Here is a 21,338-nt window from a genome sequence, read left to right as displayed (position 1 = left end):
ATATCTTTATATAGCAAAATCGAAAATCAAACCTAGCAAGGAGGCTAATACAATGTTTAAGTTTAATGTCGAGGAAGAACTATGCTGTAAAATAGAAGGCACGGGTAAATTCATTGCTAAAAAAGGAACAATGGTCGCCTATAAAGGGAACTTTAAGTTCGACAAGATGTTGCTGGGCCCGGATAATGGTGGAGGTGTCATGGGCTCTCTGCTAGGTTTAGCCAAAAGAACTCTAACCGGAGAAAACATAGAATTAATGACCGTCGAAGGTTCAGGAGTCATTTATTTAGCGAAAAATGCTTATCATGTTTCAGTTTTCGAGCTTGAACCCGGGGATTGTCTTTCTGTAGAAAGTGAAAATCTACTAGCCTTTCCCACGGACTTGAAATATGATGTGCGTTTAATAGGAAGCGGAGTATTATCACAAAAGGGATTAGCCTCCACTGTCCTGACGAATATCTCAAATCAGCCACAACAAGTTGCGGTCATGACTGATGGCAACCCGCTTATGTTAGAAGCACCTTGTGTGGTCGATCCTGATGCCGTAGTAGCCTGGACAAGCAGCCCTAACGGCGGCGGGGATCCAAACGTGTCTATGAATAACTTCAGCTGGAAAACAGCGATTGGACAAACCTCTGGAGAATCGTATCAGTTTCACTTTAACCAAACTGGTCAAATGGTTCTCGTTCAACCCTCCGAACGATTATCCGGGCTAAAAATTAGTGTGGATTAGTATGTAAAATATCGTCTTATTGTTGATACTTAAATAGGTGTTTATCAAATCTAGCTTTCTAGTAATTATAGCATTATTGCTACTGTTGTGTTCAGTCAATTCATCCTAATCAAACCATTTTATTTACTGAGTGTTATATCTCTGCAGGTAGAAAGAAGCAAATACGCTTATTTGCAGACAAGAAAGTCCCCTCGTCAATTTAAACGAGGGGACTTTCTGTAAAACATTCACATCTTACTAGTTATATCAAACTCATGATGAAATGATTCATAGTTTGTTTCTAACTCTTAGTTACGCCAGTTTAAAGCTCTAAAGAGCGCAGTAGCACCTTCAGCACGGCTCACAGTATCACGTGGTGCCAGAACTTGCCCTTCTACCTTGATTATCCCTGTACTACTGGCCAGAGCTATATAACCCAGGGCATCCGAACTAATTAGATCAGAATCTTGAAAACTTACTTTGTAAATATCCTTGAGCTCTGCAAGCTTGTTAAGCTGGATGTAGCGAAGTAGGACTTTAGCAAGAAGTTCTCTATTTACTTGATCTCCGGGCTTCAGATCTTCTTTCAGCCAGCCCAGTTCTTTAGCTTTACTGATAATCTCTTTATCGGTAAGGCCAGTATTTCCCCATAATCCAAAACGGCTAAGGTACATGGCCCGCAGCATTGAACTTACGCTCATTTTCTCAAGGGGTTTAAAGCTATTGCCATAATCCCCAAATAAGCCAGCTTGCCCAAGTACTGTGATCTCCGGTGCTCCATTAACACCATTCAGATCGGTGAAAGTAAAGGGTTTGGGACCTTTTTCAATAGGCTGACCCTGATAGTCCAGTAATTCACCGCTTTTGGCATCTAGAATGTTGGAAACTTGTATATTGCGATCTTTCGCAATTGGCAAATATACTAAACGCAAATCACCGGGGATTCCATTGCTATAAATGCGAACATAGGTGAGGGTTAAGGGACGTGCTTTCAGAAATGATTCTACAGCTTTGTCTTTGCTGAGAATTCCCGTTACACTTGGCAAATCATAGTCTGACCAGTTTAGTTCATAATTCGTAATTTTGCCGGACACAGGATCTACATTGACAATCATGCTATTTTCCGGGAACGCTACCCCATTAACCACCCGACCATATGAAAAGGCCTGATTATTCCATGGTTCAGGGTTCATTTTATACATCAAATCCGTTTCCGGATCTAAGGCAACTTGAGTGAAACGTTCAGGCTGAACTTTTTTAAGAAATTCTTCAGCAACTTTTTGGGCTGCTGCCCGGTCTAGTTTGACATCATCTTTGCCGTTTTGTCGAGTAGAGATGGAAAATCCAAGTAGTTCGCCCGTTGTTGCACTTACTCTTGCACTAAGATATTGGGGGGTTCCCAGCTCTTTATCCGTCTCAACACTGTTCCAGTCAAAGCTCCAGATACGCTTATCAGTACTGCGCCAGTCTTTACTCAAATTAGCACTGCTTAATGTCAGGCTATTCGGAATCTCAACCCAACGCTTCACAGCAGCAATTGCCTCGTCCTGTTTAAGAAGCTTTGAGGTTCGTTCTACTTCTTGTTGTTCCTGTGGAGTTAGAATTTGTGACGAGTTACTTGAAGGACTAGCCTTTTCCGCATCGGCTCTGCCCATACCACCAACTCCGTAGGCGTCTGTAGACAACCACTCACCCGGATTGAGTTGAAGGGGTTTACCCGTTAAAGCATCAATTGCCCCACCACTATTGTCCCCGGTTAATTGGTAAACAAGCTTTGCTTCTTGCTTTTGACCTACAAGCATAGGTTTGTATCCTGATGGAACCCAATACAAGAGTTTAAAAAATGGTGCTTCAGCAAATGCTTGCTGGGCTTTTTCGACACTAATCACTCCATTTACATCAGGTGCCTTGACATCATTCCAATTTAGAGTATAGGAATTAATGTGTCCATCTTTACTAGAGACTTGTACATTTACTCCATTGCCAAGAAAGGGTACGCCATTTATGAAGCGTTGATATTGAACCGAATAATAAAACGGGCCATAACTTAGGGGTACAACCTCCGACTCACTTGGAATTAACTTAAGTTCCTCAGTTCTCTTACCCAATAACTGGCTCAACAACTTATCGCTGATTTCTTGAGCACCCTCTTTAGTAATTGTCGGAACTGAGGGGCTACTGGCCAATTGATCTTCATTTTTCCAATAATTCATGCTGACAATATCACCATTAATAGCATTAACTTCTGCCGCGAACTCTCCTGGTTGTTCCGATGTGCCGTTCCAACGTAAAGCCCAAACCTGACGTCCATTATAAGTATTATAAGAAGAGTTAAAATCCTTATATTGATTAGGAACGTCAAAGTTAGTCTTTACAATCTGAATTGCTTTTTCCAGACCCACCTGAGGTACGGCCATGGTCCCAACAGCTTCAGCAGAACTAATTTCCCCAGCCAATACGATAGGCGCTGAAACAGTTGGAACAAGTAAGACTGCAACTACAGCCGCAGCCAAGAAAGAACGCCAATTTTTCTTCATTGTATTACCTCCAATTTCGTGATTCGTAGTTCGATATTCTCCTACCGAACTCGAATGATTTATAGAGAAAAAATGATCTGTCCAGCCAAGGCTGAAATACTTCTCTCGCCTTCTCCTATCCCCTCCTTCTGCTTATACTATATTCTTGCTCCTTGGGCATACATGATCAATATGATCTAAGTGATATGCTTTCAAGCTCTACACTACTTATAGACGTAGTTTAGCGGTGTTTCTGACAATAAACTTATCGACATTTTTATGTATAATTCGCAGATTGTGTTTATTGAATATCGACGTTACGCTACTACCTGGAGGCTGATTATAGGTAAATAGGCCATTTGCTTAGGAATACGCAAATGACCTACTTATAAGTATTACAAAAGTCTAGCCCTTGTAATACTTTTCTCACCATATTTCTCTTTGACTAGATCAAGCACTTTAGTGAGGTTCTCTCTTTCAAGCTGGGGCTCTTCAAATAAAGAAATTTGATTTTCGTGCTGATCTGTCAGGTTCGACATTGTAACCCCTATCAAGCGCAGAGGCTGTCTAAGGGACAATTCCCTTAACAAGCTACAAGCCTCTTGAAATATAACATCATCAAGATCTGTAGCCCGATGAATAGTCCGTGATCGGCTTAAGGTGCGAAAATCTTCATAACGAACTTTCAAAGTTATAGTTCTTCCTCTTAACGCCTCTTTACGTAAACTTCGACCTACGTCAATGGCCAGCATTAACAAGGTCTTCTCCAGCAAATCACCATCGCTAATATCTGACTCAAAGGTGGTCTCTCGACCGATGGACTTAACCACCCGGTCGCTTTCCACAGGTCGGTGGTCAATTCCCCGTGCCAATTGATAAAGCTGACTTCCTAATGAACCAAAGAGCTTTGTTAAGAACTTCAACTCTAAACTACGCAAATCTTTGACTGTATTTATCCGATAACTGTGCAATTGCTCCGCTGTTTTTTCACCGACTCCCCAAATTCTTTCGATTGGCAGCGGATCAAGAAACTCTTGAACTTTATCAGGTTGAACAACCACGAAACCATCTGGTTTCTTCAGATCCGAAGCAAGCTTTGCTAAAAATTTATTACATGCAAATCCAACCGAAGCCGTTAAACTTAATTCCTGCCGAATGCGCTGTTTAATCGTTAAAGCAATGCTCTCTGCCGGCCCAAATAACCTAGTTGAACCTGTGACATCCAAAAAGGCCTCATCAAGGGATAATGGCTCTACCATTGGTGTGTAGGTCAAAAATATTTGCCTGATTTGCCAGGATACTTCCCGGTATTTCTTGGCATTCACCGGCAGGAAAACCGCATCAGGACAGCACCTGGCTGCTTCTGCAACAGGCATTGCCGAACGTACTCCGTATTTACGAGCTTCATAGGATGCCGCTGAGACAACTCCCCGGCCATTCAGCCTGCCTCCGACTACAACGGGTTTTCCCAACAAAGAGGGATCATCCCGCTGTTCGACAGAAGCGTAGAAAGCATCCATATCCACATGTAATATCTTGCGATAGTTCGCCAAATCTTCCATGATTTCCTCAATAATTAAGATACTATTCTTCTTGTTCTTCTTTCATGGGACAAGAATTCGTCAGATCGACAACTGCTGAGACTTCTTTCCATTCTGCTTCTTTAATATTAATAGTTTCTAAGAGCAAGATAAGATCTGATCTGCCGAAGTATGCAGGCTTACCCTGGGGATCTAAGGTCATTAAAACCACCGGCATACCCTTAAACACAGGGAGTAATCCTTTAATAATGGTTGAGGCATTAAATGAATTCTGGAATACGGTTGGTTGTACTGAAACCACGGCAATCGTTTTGTCTTGTACTGTTACAACAGCGCTTTCAAATGTAGTATTCAATGTAAAATTCATCTCCTAAAATATCAAATCATTCCACCAGTTCTAGTTCGACAAACAGTCGGAAAACCCTTTTACTCTAAAAAGGCATTCCGAAAAATCTAAAGACCTCAAAAGGCACCCCCATCCGATCCTGCTATCCTCTGCTGGCACCGGGTGTTTATCCTCTGAAATAGTTGACCCCTCCAGCAAAAATAGGCTGATACTTATTGCCTGGAATGTTTTTAGCGATTTCAGAACCAGTTCTTTCCGAATGGGCCATTTTACCCAGAATACGTCCATCGGGACTAGTAATTCCTTCGATGGCTTCAAAGGAACCGTTGGGAGTATAGATAACATCATTGCTGGGGTTTCCCTTTAAATCCACATATTGAGTGGCCACTTGACCATTGTCAATTAAGGTTTGAATTATTTCTGAGTCTGCGACAAACCGTCCTTCTCCATGGGAGACAGGGACAGTATGAATATCTCCTAAATTTACCCCGCTAAACCAAGGAGATAAGACAGAGACAACCTTAGTCTGTACCATGCTGGAAACGTGACGCCCAATTTTGTTGTAGGTGAGGGTTGGCGAAACCTCCATTAGATCAATGATTTCTCCATAGGGAACAAGACCGAGTTTGATCAATGCCTGAAACCCATTACAAATCCCGAGCATTAAACCATCCCGTTGATTCATAAGTCCAGCAATAGCTTCACTAATCCAAGGATTTCTAAACATCGTAGCAATAAATTTACCGGATCCATCCGGTTCATCTCCCGCACTAAAGCCCCCGGGAAGCATGACGATCTGAGCCTGTTGTATCTTTTTAACCATCTCTTTGATGGATTGCTCTACATCTGAAGCAGTCAAATTCCTGATAACTAAGGTTTCAGCGATTCCACCTGCTTTCTCGAAGGCTTTGGCCGAATCATATTCACAATTAGTACCCGGGAAGACTGGGATAAAGACTCTCGGTTTTGCTACTTTTATTGATGGAGTGAGGGTATTGCGCAACTTGAAATTCACATTTTGTGGTTGTGCAACTTTTTCCGTTTGAGTCGGAAAAACTTTTTCCAAAGGCTTTTCCCACGCCTGATAAGCTGTGTCTAGGTCAATGTTTACACCCTCGAAGGTTATCATCGGTGTTTCGTGGGTTACCCCCAGCAATTGATAACCTAGAGAACCAAAGGCTTCAGCCAAATCTACAGTTCCATCTATTTCCAAAACCATCGAACCATAATCAGCGGTAAACAACTGCCTGATATCGATTTGGCCTTCTAAAGCTATACCGATTCGATTACCAAAGGCCATTTTACTGAGTGCTGCCGCAAGCCCGCCCATTCTAACTGTATGAGATGCCAAAACACTTCCTGATTGGATCAACTCGTAAATTTTCAAATAGCTGGCACTTAGTTGTTCAAAATCCGGGACTTGATGTTCATCCCGAATGGCCTTTACCAACACTACTTGACTGCCTGCTTTTTTAAATTCTTGAGAAACAACCTTATCAGCCTCAACCACATTGACCGCAAAAGCCACCAAAGTTGGAGGAACGTGCAAATCCATAAAGGTTCCTGACATGCTGTCTTTTCCGCCGATAGCCGGAATCCCAAGTTTCTTCTGAGCATAGAAAGCTCCCAACAAAGCACTAAAAGGCTTCCCCCATTTTTCGGGATCTGTTCCTAAGCGTTCAAAATACTCTTGTAGAGTTAGTCGAACCTTGCGATAATCCCCGCCTAGAGCTACGATTTTTGTTACCGCATCAACGACGGCATATAAAGCACCATGAAAGGGACTCCACTTAGCTAATTGTGGATTATAACCATAAGTCATCACCGTCGCCGTATTTGTTTCTCCTGTTAATACCGGAAGCTTAGAGACCATACCTTCAGATGGAGTTGCCTGATACTTGCCGCCTAAGGGCATCAAGACGGATGACATCCCAATTGTACTGTCAAACCTTTCTACTAATCCCTTCTGACTGCAGACGTTCAGATCCGCTAGATTAGCAAGCCAAGCCTCTTTCACTAATGAAGCCTCGTTTTCCAAACATTCAATAGTATTAGGAGCTATTTTTTGTTCGACTATTTCCGGCAGACTGTTGAAGTAATCCCGACCAGCCTCAGGTAGAGAAACCTGAACCTTAGTAGTTTGCTTAACTCCATTGGTATTAAGAAATTCTCGGCTAAGATCGACAATCACTTGCCCTCGCCAAACCATCGTAAGCCTTGGCTGAGAACTAACCTTAGCGACTAAGGTTGCTTCAAGGTTTTCTTCATGAGCGTAGTTTGCAAAAGTCTTGAAATCTTCTGCGCGAATTACTACAGCCATACGCTCTTGAGATTCAGAAATTGCCAACTCTGTCCCATCAAGACCTTCGTATTTTTTCGGTACAGCATCTAAGTCAATTTCTAATCCATCCGTCAACTCTCCGATAGCAACCGATACCCCACCTGCTCCAAAATCGTTACATCGTTTAATGAGGGTGCTTACTTGAGAATTACGGAAGAGCCTTTGAATTTTTCGCTCAGTGGGTGGATTCCCTTTTTGCACTTCTGCTCCACAAGTCATTAAGGACTCTGTGGTATGTTCTTTCGAGGAACCCGTTGCGCCGCCACACCCGTCCCTGCCCGTTCTTCCGCCGACCAGTACAATGATATCACCGGCTTCAGGAACTTCTCGTACCACATTCTCACGGGGAGCAGCCGCTATAACTGCTCCAATTTCCATACGCTTAGCAATGAAACCTGGGTCATAGACTTCAGTTACCTGTCCCGTAGCCAGCCCGATTTGATTGCCATAGGAACTATATCCTGCAGCAGCACCTGTTGTGATCTTTCTCTGCGGTAGTTTTCCAGGCAGGGTATCCTCCAGTTTCAACCGAGGATCTCCGCTTCCCGTTACACGCATTGCTTGGTAAACATAAGTACGGCCAGACAAGGGATCCCGAATAGCTCCTCCTAGACAAGTAGCTGCCCCGCCAAAGGGCTCGATTTCAGTAGGATGGTTATGGGTCTCGTTCTTAAACATTACCAGCCACTCTTCGGTTTGACCATTGACATCAACATTTACCACAATACTACAGGCATTGATTTCATCGGATAAGTCCAGATCCGGTAAGAGTCCTTTTTTCTTCAACTCTTTCATGCCTAAGACCGCGATATCCATGAGACAGATATCTCGATCAGCAGGATTCTCACCATACACATAATCTCTTGAGGTTAGATACTCCTGATAAGCTTGGGTCAATGGATAAGCCATTTCCTCTTCGGGAAATGAAACCTCTTCAATTTTAGTGTTAAATGTAGTATGACGACAATGATCCGACCAATAGGTGTCAATCACACGGATTTCCGTAATGGTTGGATTCCGCTTTTCAGTATCTCGGAAATATTGTTGACAGAAAGCTAGGTCTTCAAAGCTCATTGCTAAACCCGTTTCTGAAAAAAACTTTTTCAGCTCTTCAGGCGACTTTTCTATAAACCCATCGAGAATTTCCACATCAGGCGGAATAATCGATTCAAAGTCTAGACTCTCGGGCTTTTCTAACGAGGCTTCTCGTGATTCCACAGGATTGATACAGTAATCCTTAATTTTTTGGAAATCTTCCTCTGAAACTAGACCCTGCAAAACGATTAGCTTAGCCGAAGCAATCGTCGGACGCTCTTTCTGGGTTAGAATCTGTACACACTGAGCGGCTGAATCTGCTCGCTGATCATATTGGCCAGGTAAATACTCCATAGCAAAAACTCGATCCGCAGAAGGAACCTCTAAAATTTCATCATACACCAAATCCAAGGGCGGCTCGGCAAAGATAATAGGACGAGACTTATTATATTCCTCATCCGTAATCCCTGAAATGTCATAGCGATTGATAACTCTTAACCCCTGCAATCCATTGATCCCTAAATTTTCACTCAGATCATGTAAAAGGCCCTGGGCTTCAATATCATAACCCGGCTTTTTTTCCACATAAATTCGTTTCACAGCATGTGATCCCATATCATCCTCCATCACTTTTTCTGCCTAATTTTACTGTTGCTAAAACCTTAGCGTCCTTAAAATATGTATAAGGCCATAGCACTTTGTCTATGGCCTTGTCACGCGTTAATCAGTGGGTGACGCAGATTCTTTTTCTTATTTTGCATAATACCACGATTTTGATAGAAATAAAAGAGTAAGATGAAAAGAGGATCATAGTACATTATTTAATGGCTGAATACCTAAAGCCTCCTTCTTTGGCAACTTCTATGAATCTATCCTTGGAGCAATCGACGATAATCTTGAAGTATGACAGTTCCCTAAAGTGGGTATCTGTGCACTCTCTTATATCCACTAGCCAATGAATCCCTGCTTGCTTACAGAATGTCAGCAACTTTGCCAGGTATTCCAGACTAACATTAACCAGCCCCAGGGGAGTCACACATTCGTCGTTGCAAGTATAAATCTTATTAATCACTTGTATATCGGAACTTACTGGAACTTCTCCACCGGTTTCGATGAGTTTGACAATAAGGTCGCCATAGATTATTTTATACTCTTCGAGTTCACTTTCACTTAGTTGCTTAATCCCTCTATCCTGACCCGTTAAGGTGAATCTTTGAATATGCTCGTCACACTTTCTCATGGCATAACCTCCTTTATTAAGGGCATATAGCCAGTTGTAGCGAATTACCTTTTAATCACCAGATAATTGTAAGTTTTCACCCCCCAAGTTGAAGTGATATTTTTCACTAAGGTGATATTTGAGTCGTATATTTGTGATTTACCTTAAGTTAAGCTTAAACCCAATAGGCACTACTGTCTATAGATATTCACTATGTTATCAATTAATATATTATATATACTCGCCTATATCGGCCCATATTATAAAAGCACTCGCTGTAACCCCCTTAAGATGTTTACTGGATTCAACTCTGAATTTGAATATCAAAAAGCGATTGGTTATTACCAATCGCTACAAATATCACTAAATATCTACCTGTACACCTAATACATGACATTTCAAGATTAATCACTACCTAGAGTCCTTCTGTCATCCTAAACATTAGAAGGAACCTCTTCCTAGGTTTCTGCCCTACATAACAAGATACTGCTGGTATACCCAGATCTGATATATGATCGAAAAGCTCGTAATTATAAGCGATTGGCACTAGTTATAATAAAATATACTTATTTCTAATCAAAGGGTTTTTAGTAATTCCTTCAATTTATAATTAGAGCATTTTTTCTAAAAACGTCTTTATCCTAGGATGACGTGGATTATCAAAGAAAACAGCCGGACTTTGATCTTCAAGAATTTTTCCGTCATCCATAAAGATGACTCGGTCAGAAATTTCCTTGGCAAATCCCATTTCATGAGTCACTATTATCATAGTCATATGCTCCTGAGCCAGGTTCTTGATGACACTTAGGACTTCTCCAATTAACTCCGGGTCAAGAGCTGAGGTAGGCTCATCAAACAACATAATATCCGGATTCATGGCCAGGGCTCGAGCAATAGCTACTCGCTGTTTTTGACCACCGGACAACTTGGAAGGAAAGGCATCCTTTTTCTCTAGTAATCCCACCTTGTTAAGTTGCTTCTCCGCGTTTTTAACAGCCTCACCTTTACCAAGTTTATGAACAAGCATTGGGGCCTCAATAACATTGCCTAAGGCAGTCATATGTGGAAAAAGATTAAAGCTTTGAAAGACCATACCCATTTTCCGATAGGCAGTTCTTACCTCCTGAGGTGTGGCAGTAATCTTGACTCCCACATCCCCTGCTGCTTCAACCACAATCCCTTCTATCTCCACACTCCCTTGGTCTATCTTTTCTAATTGATTCATACAGCGGAGCAAAGTGCTTTTCCCGGATCCGCTTGGCCCAATAATCGATATAATCTCCCCTTTATTAACTTCTAAAGATACTCCCTTTAGAACATGTACTCCAGCAAAATATTTATGAATGTTATTCATACGTATCATTGTCATTGAATCCTCACACTCTCCTATTCATATATCGAATATTTCTTTTCTAATGTACCAAAAAGTTTGACAAGAACAGAAGAGACGATTAGGTACAAAACAAAGGCTACAATAAATGGTGTTATATTAAAATCTCGAGTGAAAATCTGGGTTGCAATACGCAATAAATCCGGCATCCCTATGACTGCCAAGAGGGCAGTTTCTTTTACTAAGTTTACAGCCTCGCTACAGGTAGGGGGTAAAACCCGTCTCACTGTTTGAGGGATGATGATTCTGCGCATAGTCTGGGGATAGGTCATCCCTAATACTTTAGCAGCTTCATATTGACCTTTGTCAATGGATTCTATTCCCCCTCGGAAAATTTCTGTCAGATAGGCCCCAGAATTCAAGGTATAGGTAATCGTCGCTGCGGCGAAGGGAGAAAGCCGTATCCCAATAATCGGCAAACCGTAAAACACGAAGAATAATTGCAGAAGCAAGGGAGTGCCTCTCCAAATCCATGTATATAAATATAATAGCCTGGTGATAATCTTTGGACCTTTCACCTTGCCAATAGCAGCTAAAAGCCCGACAGGCAAAGCAAATAATAAAGTTGCTACATATACCTTAGCAGTTAATTTTAAACCTGATGCAATAAACGGAAGTATACTTAGAACATATTCCAGATGATCCATTACTTTTTATCCCTTCATTTGCCTTCTATAAGAAATTGTCTTGTCTCGATATTTATATTTAGCCTTTCAAGGAAACCAGACGGCATTTTATTCGTAAATCGAATATTTCTTCTCTAACCTGCTAAAAACTTGGAGCAAAAGCGAAGAAATAATTAGGTAAAATACAAACGCCACAAAGAAAGCGGTAATTTTAAAATCAGTTGTCACAACTTCCTTAGCCGAACGCAATAAATCCCCCATACCGATTGCTGCAACGAGAGCTGTGTCCTTAAAGGTAAGAATTGCTTCATTTGCAGTAGCGGGCAGAACTCTCCTAATTGTTTGGGGTATAATAATTCGCCTCATGGTTTGAAAATAGGTCATTCCCAGGGACTTTGCAGCTTCATACTGCCCTTTGTCGATGGATTCAATACCTGCCCTGATAATTTCTGTTTCATAGGCGGCTACATTCAAGACAAAGGCAATAATTACTGCTACCAACGGCGGTAAATTAATATCAAAGTACGGCAGCCCAAAATAGATAAAAAATAATTGCAGCAGCAAAGGGGTGCCTCGCCATATCCAAGTATATAATTGTAGGATCTTCTTGAGAATTTTCGGCCCCGATACTTTACCAATAGCCGCCAAAATAGCTATTGGAAAGATCAAAATTATTACAATTCCATAAACTGTTAGGGATAGCTTTAGACCCTTTAACAAAACGGGTAATATTGTCAGAACATAATCCATCGTTTTTCTTTATCCCCTCATGAATGTCTAATAACCCGTATATCAGGGCTTAGGAAATCTTCTTAAAAATAAGGAATAGGAAGGGATTCATTCACCAACTTCCTATTCCTATTTTATACTAGCCAAGTTTTCTTTACTACTTAATAATGTTTGAACCAAACCATTCATTACTGATTTTAGCAGCCGTTCCGTCAGCTTTCATTTCATTGAGAACACGGTTAAGCTCGGCAAGGAAAGTTTTGTCCTCCATGCGTACACCTACTCCAAAAGGTTCTTTGCCGAAATCCCCTTCTTGTTCCGTCAAGATATAGTATTTATCCGCTGTTTTTTCAGTTGTAACCAGATAACGTGCATTCATTTCATTAGTTACCACTGCATCAATGCGGCCCGCATCTAAATCCATTAAGGCGACTGTTGGGCTTTCAAACTTTCTGATTTCTTTTAGCTTTGAGGAAATCTCATCTTTAGTAACCGCTGGCTCGGCAGTACTTCCTAATTGCAGTCCGACGGTTTTTCCTGCTAAGTCAGCTTTAGACTTGATTGGAGAACCTGCCTTTACTACTATTATATTCCTATCTGCCATGTAACTATCCGTAAAACCAATTTCTTGTTGTCTTTCAGGGGTTATGCCCAAGGCATTCCAGATGAGGTCTATTTCTCCACTTTTAAGATTCAAGAGAACTCCGTCCCATTGAACCGGCTTGAATACAGCTTTAACACCTAAGCGCTTGGCGGCTTCTTTAGCTAAATCAATATCAAAGCCAACCAGTTCCCCTGCTTTGTCCCGGAAGCCGGCAGGCGGGTAATTATCATCCAAACCTATGACAAATTCCCCTTTTTCCTTAATTTTATTCCAGGATTGGTCGCCGGTTTGAGCCTTGTCTGTAGGTTTTGTGTCCGGAGCTTTCTGAGCACAGCCCGCTGTCAAAAGAGCCACCGTACAGATTACTGCTAACAGTGTTAACCATCTTCTTTTCATCTTAGCTTTCTTCCCTTCACGATTATTTCATTCTTTCTAACCACATTCAAAAAAATTATGTTTTAGATGCTTAAAATGATAAGTGCATTTTAACACAATTAATTTTTCTATGGCATCCCTCCCATTATTACTATACACGAATAAGCACCCTCTTGGCTAGGTTCAGAAGGGCAAACAAGCCTTGATTCTAAATGTATACATCTGCAGCCTAAGAATTGATACTTGGGATAGGAAATGTTATTAAAAACTTTGTCCCCTTTGGGCTTGATTCTACATCAATTTTTGCATTATGAACTTCAGCAATTTTAAAACATGTGGTAAGTCCAAGGCCCGTTCCATTATCTTTAGTGGTATAGAAAGGTGTCCCGATTTTTTCTATTTCCTCAGAGGAAATGCCACACCCCTCATCTTCTACGACAAGTACTACCTTTTCATTCTCTAAACCAGTAGCAATAGTAAGCCTCCCTCGTTCCTTCATTGCTTCAAGAGCATTGCGAGCTAAGTTAAGAACGAGCTGAGAGATTTCGTTCTTATTTAATTTGAGATTTGGGATAGTTCCCGGATTGAAGCTAATTTGTTTATTCTGACTATATGCGTCTGCCTCTATGAGAGGATATAAATTGTGTAAAATATCATTTAGACTTTGAACTATTAGATCTGTTTGTTTCGTTCTAGCAAGTGACAAAAATTCCGTGATGATGGAATTTGCCCGATCCAATTCAGATATCATTAAATCAAAGGTTGGCCTTTGAACTGCGTTTTCTGGCTTCGCCCCTAATAATTGGAGATAGCCACGAACAATTGTCAATGGATTTCTTATTTCATGTCCAATCCCCGCAGCCATTTGTCCTATCAAATTTAATCTATCCAATCGGTCAATCTCTTGCCGTGTCTTTATCCTATCAGTAATATCTCGCGAAATAACTGAGGCAACTTTCTCTCCTTTACTATTCCAATAAAATTTGGAGGTTGCTTCAACGGGAATTTTTTTACCACTCTTGTGAATTGCATAATATTCTCCTTTGAATTTGCCTGTTTGCTCTCTCTCAACTAAAAGTTTGCTTACTCTGCCATCAGAAAAATCAACAATACCTTTTCTACCAGCTGCACATATCTCCCCATCCGTCATACCTAACATTTCACAGATTGCGGGATTTGCTGAAATAATTGTGCCATCAGGCTTGGTAATACAAATCCCGTCCATGCTATTTTCAAAAAGATTCCTAAATTGTTCTTCACTCTCGCGCAATGACTCTTCAGCTAATTTACGCTGTGTTATATTTTCGACCATTCCGATGATATATTCAGGCTTATCTAAAAAATTTCTGGTAATAGTTAAACTAAGCCTACCCCATATAATAGATTTATCTTTTCTAATATACCTTTTCTCTAATTGATACTTATCAATTTTGCACTCAGTTACTTTTCGATATATTTCCAGCTCCTTTATTAAATCATCCGGATGTGTAAATTCACGAAAATTCATAGTCTTAAGCTCATTTTCCGAATAACCCAGCATTTCTTGAAAAGCAGGGTTACATAGACTTATCCCTGTTTCATAATTTAACAAAACAATACCTATAATTGCTTCATCAAATATCGTTTGAAGATGTATTTGACTTTCTCTGAATTTTTTGTGCAGAGATTCTAGTTGGACTTGAATCTTTTCCTCGATCGAATAATTATTTAAATAGGCTTCATTCATTGGAAAAAACACTCCTATGAGTTATTCAAAAAGGTATATTTACCAGAATTCTACATAGTTTAGGTATTTCCTCTTAATAATTATTATAATTTTGCCCATTCGGGTTTTTGCCTGTTTTATTAGTAGTAATAATACAACCAAAAGATACTCAAACAGGTATCTTTATATTACTGCACAAAATTTATGTTAAGCCTGCCTGCCTAATTGGTAAAATCAAATAAGTCACAAAAGACTTGTCATCATCGGATATTCTTCATTCTCCACAACTCCCCCAGTCATAGAGTGGAGTCCACTATGAAGAAAAGCTGATCTAAAGATGGCTGCAGACCCAAACTTTGATCGAATTACATCGACTACATTGTCAATCTTCCGTCGTTTATCATAATTCTTACTAAAGAGAGATGTTTGAAAAAAGTCGTTTTGACACAGTTCAGATACACGAAGACCCATATGCCTTAAAGGCTGTCCATTCCATAACTCATCGAACAATTCACAGGCTATTTCCCAAATTTGGTCAGTACAATCCGTGGCATTATAAAGTTTTCTTTGGTGGGAACACCCGTAAAATTCATTAGTTCGAAAAGAGACTGAGACCAAACGAGCTAACATATTAGCCTGCCGTAGTCGGGTACTTACAGATTCAACAAGGGAAAGTAAAACGAGATGAGCATTTGTTCTATCTTCTACATCAAAAGGGATCGTCGTAGAATTCCCCATACCTTTAACCTCAATTGCGTCCTCTCTTCGGACAGGAGAATAGTCAATACCGTTAGCATAATTCCAGACTAATACTCCATGAGACTTTAGAAACAGCTTAATAATCTTCAAGTCGTAATTCGCAAGTTCTCCGATGGTCTTAATATTCCTGGATCTAAGCTTTTTAGAGGTGGCTCTTCCGACCATGAATAATTCTTCAATAGGTAATGGCCACATTTTCCCGGGAACTTCCTCGGGGAAAATAGTGTGAACCATATCAGGTTTTTTAAGTTCTCCAGCCATTTTAGCTAAGAGTTTATTAGTGGAGATTCCTATATTTACTGTAAACCCAAGCTCTTTTTTAATTCGATCTTTTATATTGTGAGCCGTTTCAAGGGGATCCTTTGAAAGCAACTCCATTCCGGAAAAGTCTAGGAAACACTCGTCGACGGAAAATCGTTGAATAGCCGGACTATAGTCTTTTAAGATTTCAACCATGGCATCACTACACTGACGATAAAGAGCATAATTCGGAGGTACAATAATAAGATCGGGACACTTTTGGCAGGCAGAGTAAAGAGTCTCTCCAGTTTCGATTTTAAACTTCTTGGCTGGAATTGATTTAGTAAGCACTATCCCATGACGTGTAGTAGGATCACCGCCGACAACAGAGGGAACTGTTCGCAGATCAAGTGGATCCCCCTGTTGAAGACGGTACACTGCTTCCCAGGATAGATACGCTGAATTTGCGTCAATATGAAAAATATATCGCTTAGGCATTGTTTACACCACCTATTTTTTGGCCTCTCAATATTCAGTAGTACATTTATTCCCTTTCATACGAACTAGTGTTCCTATTATAGCCATATTCTATAAGAATATCAATGGCGAAAAACTTTTAGGGTGTTGTATGTAAGCATTAGCCGAAGAAACAATAATGACTTATGGGATATCTCGATATCTATTAATGATAGTTACCTAAAGTTACCAGAATAAAGCTCTGCAAAAAAGCCATACTAGGTTCATAAGGGTACGTAATGGTTGAGCCAAGATTTATATATGCTCTTAGTCGGGTGTATGTGGGTCGGCCAAAGATTATATGCAGGTGGTAAAACGCTTGTATATAGTCAGAGGGAAGATCTTTTAGTGGTGGGAAAAGGGCTTTATGGCAGTCTAGTCTGATTGTTTTAGGGTTCTGACTTATCGTAATGGGTCGAGCTAAGATTTTACCGGGTGTTGAGAAGGTTCTTACTCAACCATATGTCGTTAGATATATGCATGTGTAAGAAGATCGGTTATATACAGCCGAGAGGTTGTGTATGGCTGGGTAGATATCTTGTAAGGTCGAACGAATCATTAGTATGGGTGGTAACCTGCTTGATTATGGTCGGAAGATTCTAGTTAGGTAATTAGCGATCTATACTGGTGTTAGGTAAATCATTACGTGCTCTTATATTTATTAGAACATTTTTAGAATTTAGCACTTCCTTATAAAACTACTCCAAAAATGTACTGAGATTATGCTAATTGAAAAGCAAGATAATACCAGATCAGTTCAGTTATACATTTTTAATTGATAAAGTACAGAACAGGAATGTAGCGCATGTTTTGAAGGGATAAGTCTGTAGATATGATATTGGCAAGCCGATAGTAACTTAAAATATACACAAAGATACTATTGAAAATTTATCATAAAGGGGAATACTATCATGAGCAACTATAACGCAGTATTAGCAAGAAATACGGAAAATGCTCCAAAAGGTATCGGTCCATGTTCACAAACTGTAGCTTTCTCTCATTACAATAATCTTTCAGCTCAATTACCCATCGATCCAAAATCTGGCAAGTTGGTGGCTGGTGGTGCAAAAGAGCAGGCTGAACAATGCTTTAAAAATATTAAAGCAATTGTAGAAAGCATCGACCATGTTATGAGCGATGTTGTTAGAATCACTGTATTCGTTAAGAATATCAAAGATATTGATGCTGTAGACGAAGTTTATAAAACATTCTTCCCAGGCTATGTTCCTACACGGACGAATGTCGCAGTTGCAGATTTGCCTATGGATGCTTTAGTGCAAATTGAGGCGCTTGTTTCAAACGGTGAAGGTACAATTCCAAACGCACCACAAGCAGGGGACCTCATCAAGCTTACAAATAACACGGCTAATGCGCCGACATGTCCTCTATCTACGCAAGCTGTAGCTTTTTCTCATTACAATAATCTTACAGCTCAATTACCTATCGATCCGAAATCCGGTAGAGTGGTAGCCGGTGGTGTAAAAGAGCAGACTGGCCAGTGCCTAAAGAATATCAAGGCAATTTTAGAAAGTATCGACGTTCCTTTTGACGATATTGTTAAAATTAATATCTTCCTCAAAAACCTCTCGGATATTGAAGCCGTAAATGAAGTTTACACAACATTCTTCCCTGACTCGGGTATCGCCAGGGCTGTAGCCTATGTCCCTGCACGGACAATAGTTCCAGCTTCAGCTTTACCTATGGGTGCTTTGGTTCAAATTGAAGCAGTGGTGTCACACGGAGATGGTACCCCCCCACAAGCTGTTGAAGACAGGCATGGACTCATCATAGAAGCAAATAATACGGAAAATGCACCCAAAAGTTCTCTCTATACACAAACTGTAGCTTTTTCTCATTACAATCATATTTCAGCTCAATTACCACTAGACCCACAAACTGGCGAAATGGTAGCTGGTGGTGTAAAAGAGCAGGCTGGACAGTGCTTAAAAAATCTCAAGGCAATTGTAGAAAGTGTCGACCACGTTTTGGACGATGTGGTTAAAGTAAATATCTTCCTTAAAAATATCGCAGATATTAATGCTGTAGACGAAATTTACACAACATTCTTCCCAAGTGGCGTTCCTGCACGAAGAATAGTTGGCGTATCAGCTTTACCTAAAGATGCATTAGTCCAAATCGATGCAGTTGTATCAAACGCTGAAGGAACACCTCCCAAGGCATAACAGGCATTTGTTTGAAATACAGGAACGATCTTAATGATAATTGAGTCAACTTCCACCTTTTAACAACTCAAATGAAAAAGCATCGAGATTCTAGCCGATTATGGCAGAAATCTTGATGCTTTTTTCAGATACTCTTGTCTTTTCTAAAATACCTATAAACTTGGCCCTGATAAAATAACAGCACGGCTGGAACCAGCAAGAAAAGAATCCTTCCTACAATTGTATTGGCAAAGAGAATCAAAGCCCCAAGCCAGCGGTTTCTTCCGCTGTATAGGCCATGCACCGCTTGTCGGTTAATTGATTTTTTCATAGCCCCAATCTGAGACATGGGAGGATAATAATCAATATCTACAATCAATTGATTATCCGTTTTGGAGACTACCCGTTCTACATAGAGCAAATTATTTTCCTCAAACAGGATAATCTGTCCCTCCTCTATCTGGTATTGGGCATCAATTTTTTGAAAGTACGTCAAATCGTTAATCTCAATTTCCGGTTCCATTGTGCTAGAACTGAACACAAAAGGAATCACCCCGCGTATACTAACTTCTTGCCCTGGTGTAGAAGCATTAATCACAATAATGAATACATTAATAGCTAATGCTACACATATGAAAACGATGAGCAATAAAGTAGTTACTGTATCGAGAATTCGCCCACGCCAACCCTTTTTAACTTTGATGCTAATTACTTTTTGTTTGCCAGTTATTGAATCAATTTCAACAAGTTCCATATCTAAAGGCAGGATGTCAGGATCAGGAGCCAAGTTATAGTATTTAGCAATATTTCTACTCCTAAAAAGACATATTAAACCGCAGGTTATTATGATCCCAGAGCCGACCAGCCAATACCCTGAAAGCTGCAGATTGAACAGCGTAGAGAAGTTCTGCATGTACACGCGATTGGAGATTATAGGATACTGTCCTAAAGCTGTTTTTAGAACAAATACAAGGACGGCTGTAAAAAAAGTCCAGTACCGACCGTTAAGAACAGTTTTGGCATAAAGTGAAAAGGTCATTGAAAGGATCGTAATGAGTAACAAATCTGCTAAGCCTACTAAGTAGAGCGTCGGCAGATAAGCCAATATGAAGGTGTATTTTAAAAGAAAGGTCAGAATTATTGTTACTATAAAGCCAACAGTATATATCAATATGACAGAGTACATTAAGGCAAACAACTTGGAGAAAAACATGATCACAGGATTATAGCCCATTTGAATAAGCAGATACCAGGAGTTTTTCCTGATCTCCGCAAAAAAAAGATAGTCATAATAGAGGATGAAGTAACTGATAATAAAGGCAATGACTATATGAATGTAAAGGTAAATAGTCGAGAAAAAACTGGGTTGCATTATCTCGGGAACCACATCGGAAAGTACACTTTCCTGGAGGGTCTGAAAAACAAAGTAAAGGGCAAAGGAAAAAAGCCCCAGAAAGACAGCAAAAGCTATTTTTCGGTTTGTGCTAATTTTATTTTCCGTATAGGCCTGGCGAAGTTCTTTTTTAAAATAGCTATTTTTATAAATCATTCTTTAGGATTAGCTCCTCGTAGGCATTCTCAACTGTTTTCGGATTTATCTCTATAGAATCGGGAATGAATCCCGACTCGATAATTTTTTTGTGAATTTCCCCAGGCTCATTGAATTCTGAGCCTTCACTCCTAATAAATAGCCTGTCTTCTTTCGCGACCAAATTATAACCCGGGAGAATTCCATTGAGTTTTTCCAGCATGCTTTTTGCAGTTCTGTCCCGAATAATAACTTCAATCTTGTCATAGGTCATTCGTAAATTCTCCACACTGCCACTGTATATCAATCTTCCATCTTTGATTATTGCTGTATGGGAACAAGCTTTTTCTATCATAAGAGAGTTTTGAGTAGAGAGAATTAGAGTTTTTTCTTGTTTTCTTATAAATTTTGCTATTTCAGCAACTGCTTTAATAAGCACCTCATCCCATTCATATTCAGGTAGATTAAATACAATTATTAGACTGTCTGAATAGGCTGCAGCGATCAAAGTGATTACAGCTTTTTCCTCTCTATTCAACATATGGTTCGGCGTCAAAGATAGATGCCCTAGACCGATTTCTATAAGGTATTCAAAAATCTCTTCTTGCAGCAAAACCTTATTGACCTTAGACTTAGCAGTTGCAAACATTAGATATTCCAGTACATTCATATTATTGTAAAGCATATCTGAGCTTCCGATATAAAAAACGTGCTTCAATATTACCCTTTTATGCCTCATCATGCCACGTTCAATCAAAACACATTTCCCTTTGTCATAGGGTCTAATATTTGCGATGATTTCTAGAAGCAACTTAATTTCAAACACGGAAGTCCCTTTAATACCCCATTTTTCCGCCCTATTTATCACCAGGTTAATATCGTCCAGTACTCTTCGAGATTTCCCTCCGTTAACCAAAAAATGTTCCACAGATGAGACATTTTCCATTAATACAATATTTTCCGGGCCATGTTCCATGTTACTTCTCCCCGCCAA

The 21,338-nt window shown here is 40.1% G+C and carries 15 protein-coding genes; 2 read left to right on the top strand and 13 right to left on the bottom strand.

All coding sequences use genetic code 11. The features are described from left to right. Positions 1 to 52 precede the first annotated feature (52 nt). Positions 53 to 733: an AIM24 family protein gene (locus tag DP73_RS16480; protein ID WP_034600935.1), complete on the top strand. Its 681-nt coding sequence runs from the start codon at positions 53 to 55 to the stop codon at positions 731 to 733. Between the two features lie 287 nt (positions 734 to 1,020). On the opposite strand, the gene DP73_RS16475 is transcribed toward DP73_RS16480, so the two are convergent. From DP73_RS16475 to DP73_RS16425, 11 genes are all read right to left on the bottom strand, one after another. Next, entirely contained in the window at positions 1,021 to 3,249 is a 2,229-nt protein-coding gene (locus tag DP73_RS16475) for a YcdB/YcdC domain-containing protein (RefSeq protein WP_052090761.1), read from the bottom strand. Between the two features lie 374 nt (positions 3,250 to 3,623). Beyond that, positions 3,624 to 4,790 carry a DNA polymerase IV gene (gene dinB / locus DP73_RS16470; RefSeq protein WP_034600934.1) on the bottom strand — a complete coding sequence of 389 codons (1,167 nt, stop codon included), beginning with the start codon at positions 4,788 to 4,790 and terminating at the stop codon, positions 3,624 to 3,626. Between the two features lie 22 nt (positions 4,791 to 4,812). Beyond that, on the bottom strand, positions 4,813 to 5,124 hold the full coding sequence (locus DP73_RS16465) for a hypothetical protein (RefSeq protein WP_034600932.1): 312 nt from the start codon (positions 5,122 to 5,124) through the stop codon (positions 4,813 to 4,815). Positions 5,125 to 5,281: 157 nt separating this feature from the next. Further along, a complete protein-coding gene (locus DP73_RS16460) occupies positions 5,282 to 9,106 on the bottom strand; it encodes a phosphoribosylformylglycinamidine synthase (protein ID WP_034600930.1) in 3,825 nt (1,274 codons plus the stop codon). Positions 9,107 to 9,308: 202 nt separating this feature from the next. Then, positions 9,309 to 9,731, bottom strand: a complete 423-nt coding sequence (locus DP73_RS16455) for a hypothetical protein (RefSeq protein ID WP_034600928.1) — start codon at positions 9,729 to 9,731, stop codon at positions 9,309 to 9,311. 589 nt (positions 9,732 to 10,320) lie between these two features. After that, a complete protein-coding gene (locus DP73_RS16450; protein WP_034600925.1) occupies positions 10,321 to 11,079 on the bottom strand; it encodes an amino acid ABC transporter ATP-binding protein in 759 nt (252 codons plus the stop codon). A gap of 17 nt (positions 11,080 to 11,096) precedes the next feature. Continuing rightward, the gene (locus DP73_RS16445) at positions 11,097 to 11,747 is read right to left on the bottom strand and encodes an amino acid ABC transporter permease (protein ID WP_034600923.1); all 651 of its coding nucleotides are present in this window, start codon (positions 11,745 to 11,747) and stop codon (positions 11,097 to 11,099) included. A gap of 87 nt (positions 11,748 to 11,834) precedes the next feature. Continuing rightward, positions 11,835 to 12,476, bottom strand: coding sequence for an amino acid ABC transporter permease (locus DP73_RS16440; RefSeq protein WP_034600921.1), 642 nt, complete (start codon positions 12,474 to 12,476; stop codon positions 11,835 to 11,837). 136 nt (positions 12,477 to 12,612) lie between these two features. Beyond that, on the bottom strand, positions 12,613 to 13,455 hold the full coding sequence (locus DP73_RS16435; RefSeq protein ID WP_034600920.1) for an amino acid ABC transporter substrate-binding protein: 843 nt from the start codon (positions 13,453 to 13,455) through the stop codon (positions 12,613 to 12,615). Between the two features lie 208 nt (positions 13,456 to 13,663). Further along, complete coding sequence (locus DP73_RS16430; RefSeq protein WP_052090759.1) at positions 13,664 to 15,160, bottom strand: PAS domain S-box protein; 1,497 nt, start codon at positions 15,158 to 15,160, stop codon at positions 13,664 to 13,666. A gap of 222 nt (positions 15,161 to 15,382) precedes the next feature. Then, the gene (locus DP73_RS16425) at positions 15,383 to 16,636 is read right to left on the bottom strand and encodes a DNA polymerase IV (protein ID WP_034600918.1); all 1,254 of its coding nucleotides are present in this window, start codon (positions 16,634 to 16,636) and stop codon (positions 15,383 to 15,385) included. Between the two features lie 929 nt (positions 16,637 to 17,565). Here DP73_RS16425 and DP73_RS16420 point away from each other — a divergent pair. After that, on the top strand, positions 17,566 to 18,837 hold the full coding sequence (locus DP73_RS16420) for a RidA family protein (RefSeq protein ID WP_034600916.1): 1,272 nt from the start codon (positions 17,566 to 17,568) through the stop codon (positions 18,835 to 18,837). Between the two features lie 124 nt (positions 18,838 to 18,961). Here the strand turns inward: DP73_RS16420 and DP73_RS16415 are convergent, their stop codons facing one another. Together DP73_RS16415 and DP73_RS16410 are read right to left on the bottom strand one after the other, a co-directional pair. Further along, entirely contained in the window at positions 18,962 to 20,365 is a 1,404-nt protein-coding gene (locus DP73_RS16415; protein WP_034600913.1) for a peptidase S24, read from the bottom strand. After that, complete coding sequence (locus DP73_RS16410; protein ID WP_034600912.1) at positions 20,355 to 21,320, bottom strand: multidrug ABC transporter ATPase; 966 nt, start codon at positions 21,318 to 21,320, stop codon at positions 20,355 to 20,357. Before DP73_RS16410 ends, DP73_RS16415 begins: the two co-directional genes overlap by 11 nt. Between the last annotated feature and the right edge of the window lie 18 nt (positions 21,321 to 21,338).

The sequence above is a fragment of the Desulfosporosinus sp. HMP52 genome, assembly GCF_000765145.1.
Taxonomy (GTDB): Bacteria; Bacillota; Desulfitobacteriia; order Desulfitobacteriales; family Desulfitobacteriaceae; genus Desulfosporosinus.
Note: the sequence above shows the minus strand (reverse complement) of the source record. Positions and strands in the feature narration are given on the sequence as shown.

What these genes read in the sequence shown, in the direction of transcription:
- DP73_RS16480 (WP_034600935.1), top strand. Translation starts at nt 53, where the DNA reads ATGTTTAAGTTTAATGTCGAGGAAGAACTATGCTGTAAAATAGAAGGC.
- DP73_RS16475 (WP_052090761.1), bottom strand. Translation starts at nt 3,249, where the DNA reads ATGAAGAAAAATTGGCGTTCTTTCTTGGCTGCGGCTGTAGTTGCAGTC.
- dinB (WP_034600934.1), bottom strand. Translation starts at nt 4,790, where the DNA reads ATGGAAGATTTGGCGAACTATCGCAAGATATTACATGTGGATATGGAT.
- DP73_RS16460 (WP_034600930.1), bottom strand. Translation starts at nt 9,106, where the DNA reads ATGGGATCACATGCTGTGAAACGAATTTATGTGGAAAAAAAGCCGGGT.
- DP73_RS16455 (WP_034600928.1), bottom strand. Translation starts at nt 9,731, where the DNA reads ATGAGAAAGTGTGACGAGCATATTCAAAGATTCACCTTAACGGGTCAG.
- DP73_RS16450 (WP_034600925.1), bottom strand. Translation starts at nt 11,079, where the DNA reads ATGACAATGATACGTATGAATAACATTCATAAATATTTTGCTGGAGTA.
- DP73_RS16445 (WP_034600923.1), bottom strand. Translation starts at nt 11,747, where the DNA reads ATGGATCATCTGGAATATGTTCTAAGTATACTTCCGTTTATTGCATCA.
- DP73_RS16440 (WP_034600921.1), bottom strand. Translation starts at nt 12,476, where the DNA reads ATGGATTATGTTCTGACAATATTACCCGTTTTGTTAAAGGGTCTAAAG.
- DP73_RS16435 (WP_034600920.1), bottom strand. Translation starts at nt 13,455, where the DNA reads ATGAAAAGAAGATGGTTAACACTGTTAGCAGTAATCTGTACGGTGGCT.
- DP73_RS16430 (WP_052090759.1), bottom strand. Translation starts at nt 15,160, where the DNA reads ATGAATGAAGCCTATTTAAATAATTATTCGATCGAGGAAAAGATTCAA.
- DP73_RS16425 (WP_034600918.1), bottom strand. Translation starts at nt 16,636, where the DNA reads ATGCCTAAGCGATATATTTTTCATATTGACGCAAATTCAGCGTATCTA.
- DP73_RS16420 (WP_034600916.1), top strand. Translation starts at nt 17,566, where the DNA reads ATGAGCAACTATAACGCAGTATTAGCAAGAAATACGGAAAATGCTCCA.
- DP73_RS16415 (WP_034600913.1), bottom strand. Translation starts at nt 20,365, where the DNA reads ATGATTTATAAAAATAGCTATTTTAAAAAAGAACTTCGCCAGGCCTAT.
- DP73_RS16410 (WP_034600912.1), bottom strand. Translation starts at nt 21,320, where the DNA reads ATGGAACATGGCCCGGAAAATATTGTATTAATGGAAAATGTCTCATCT.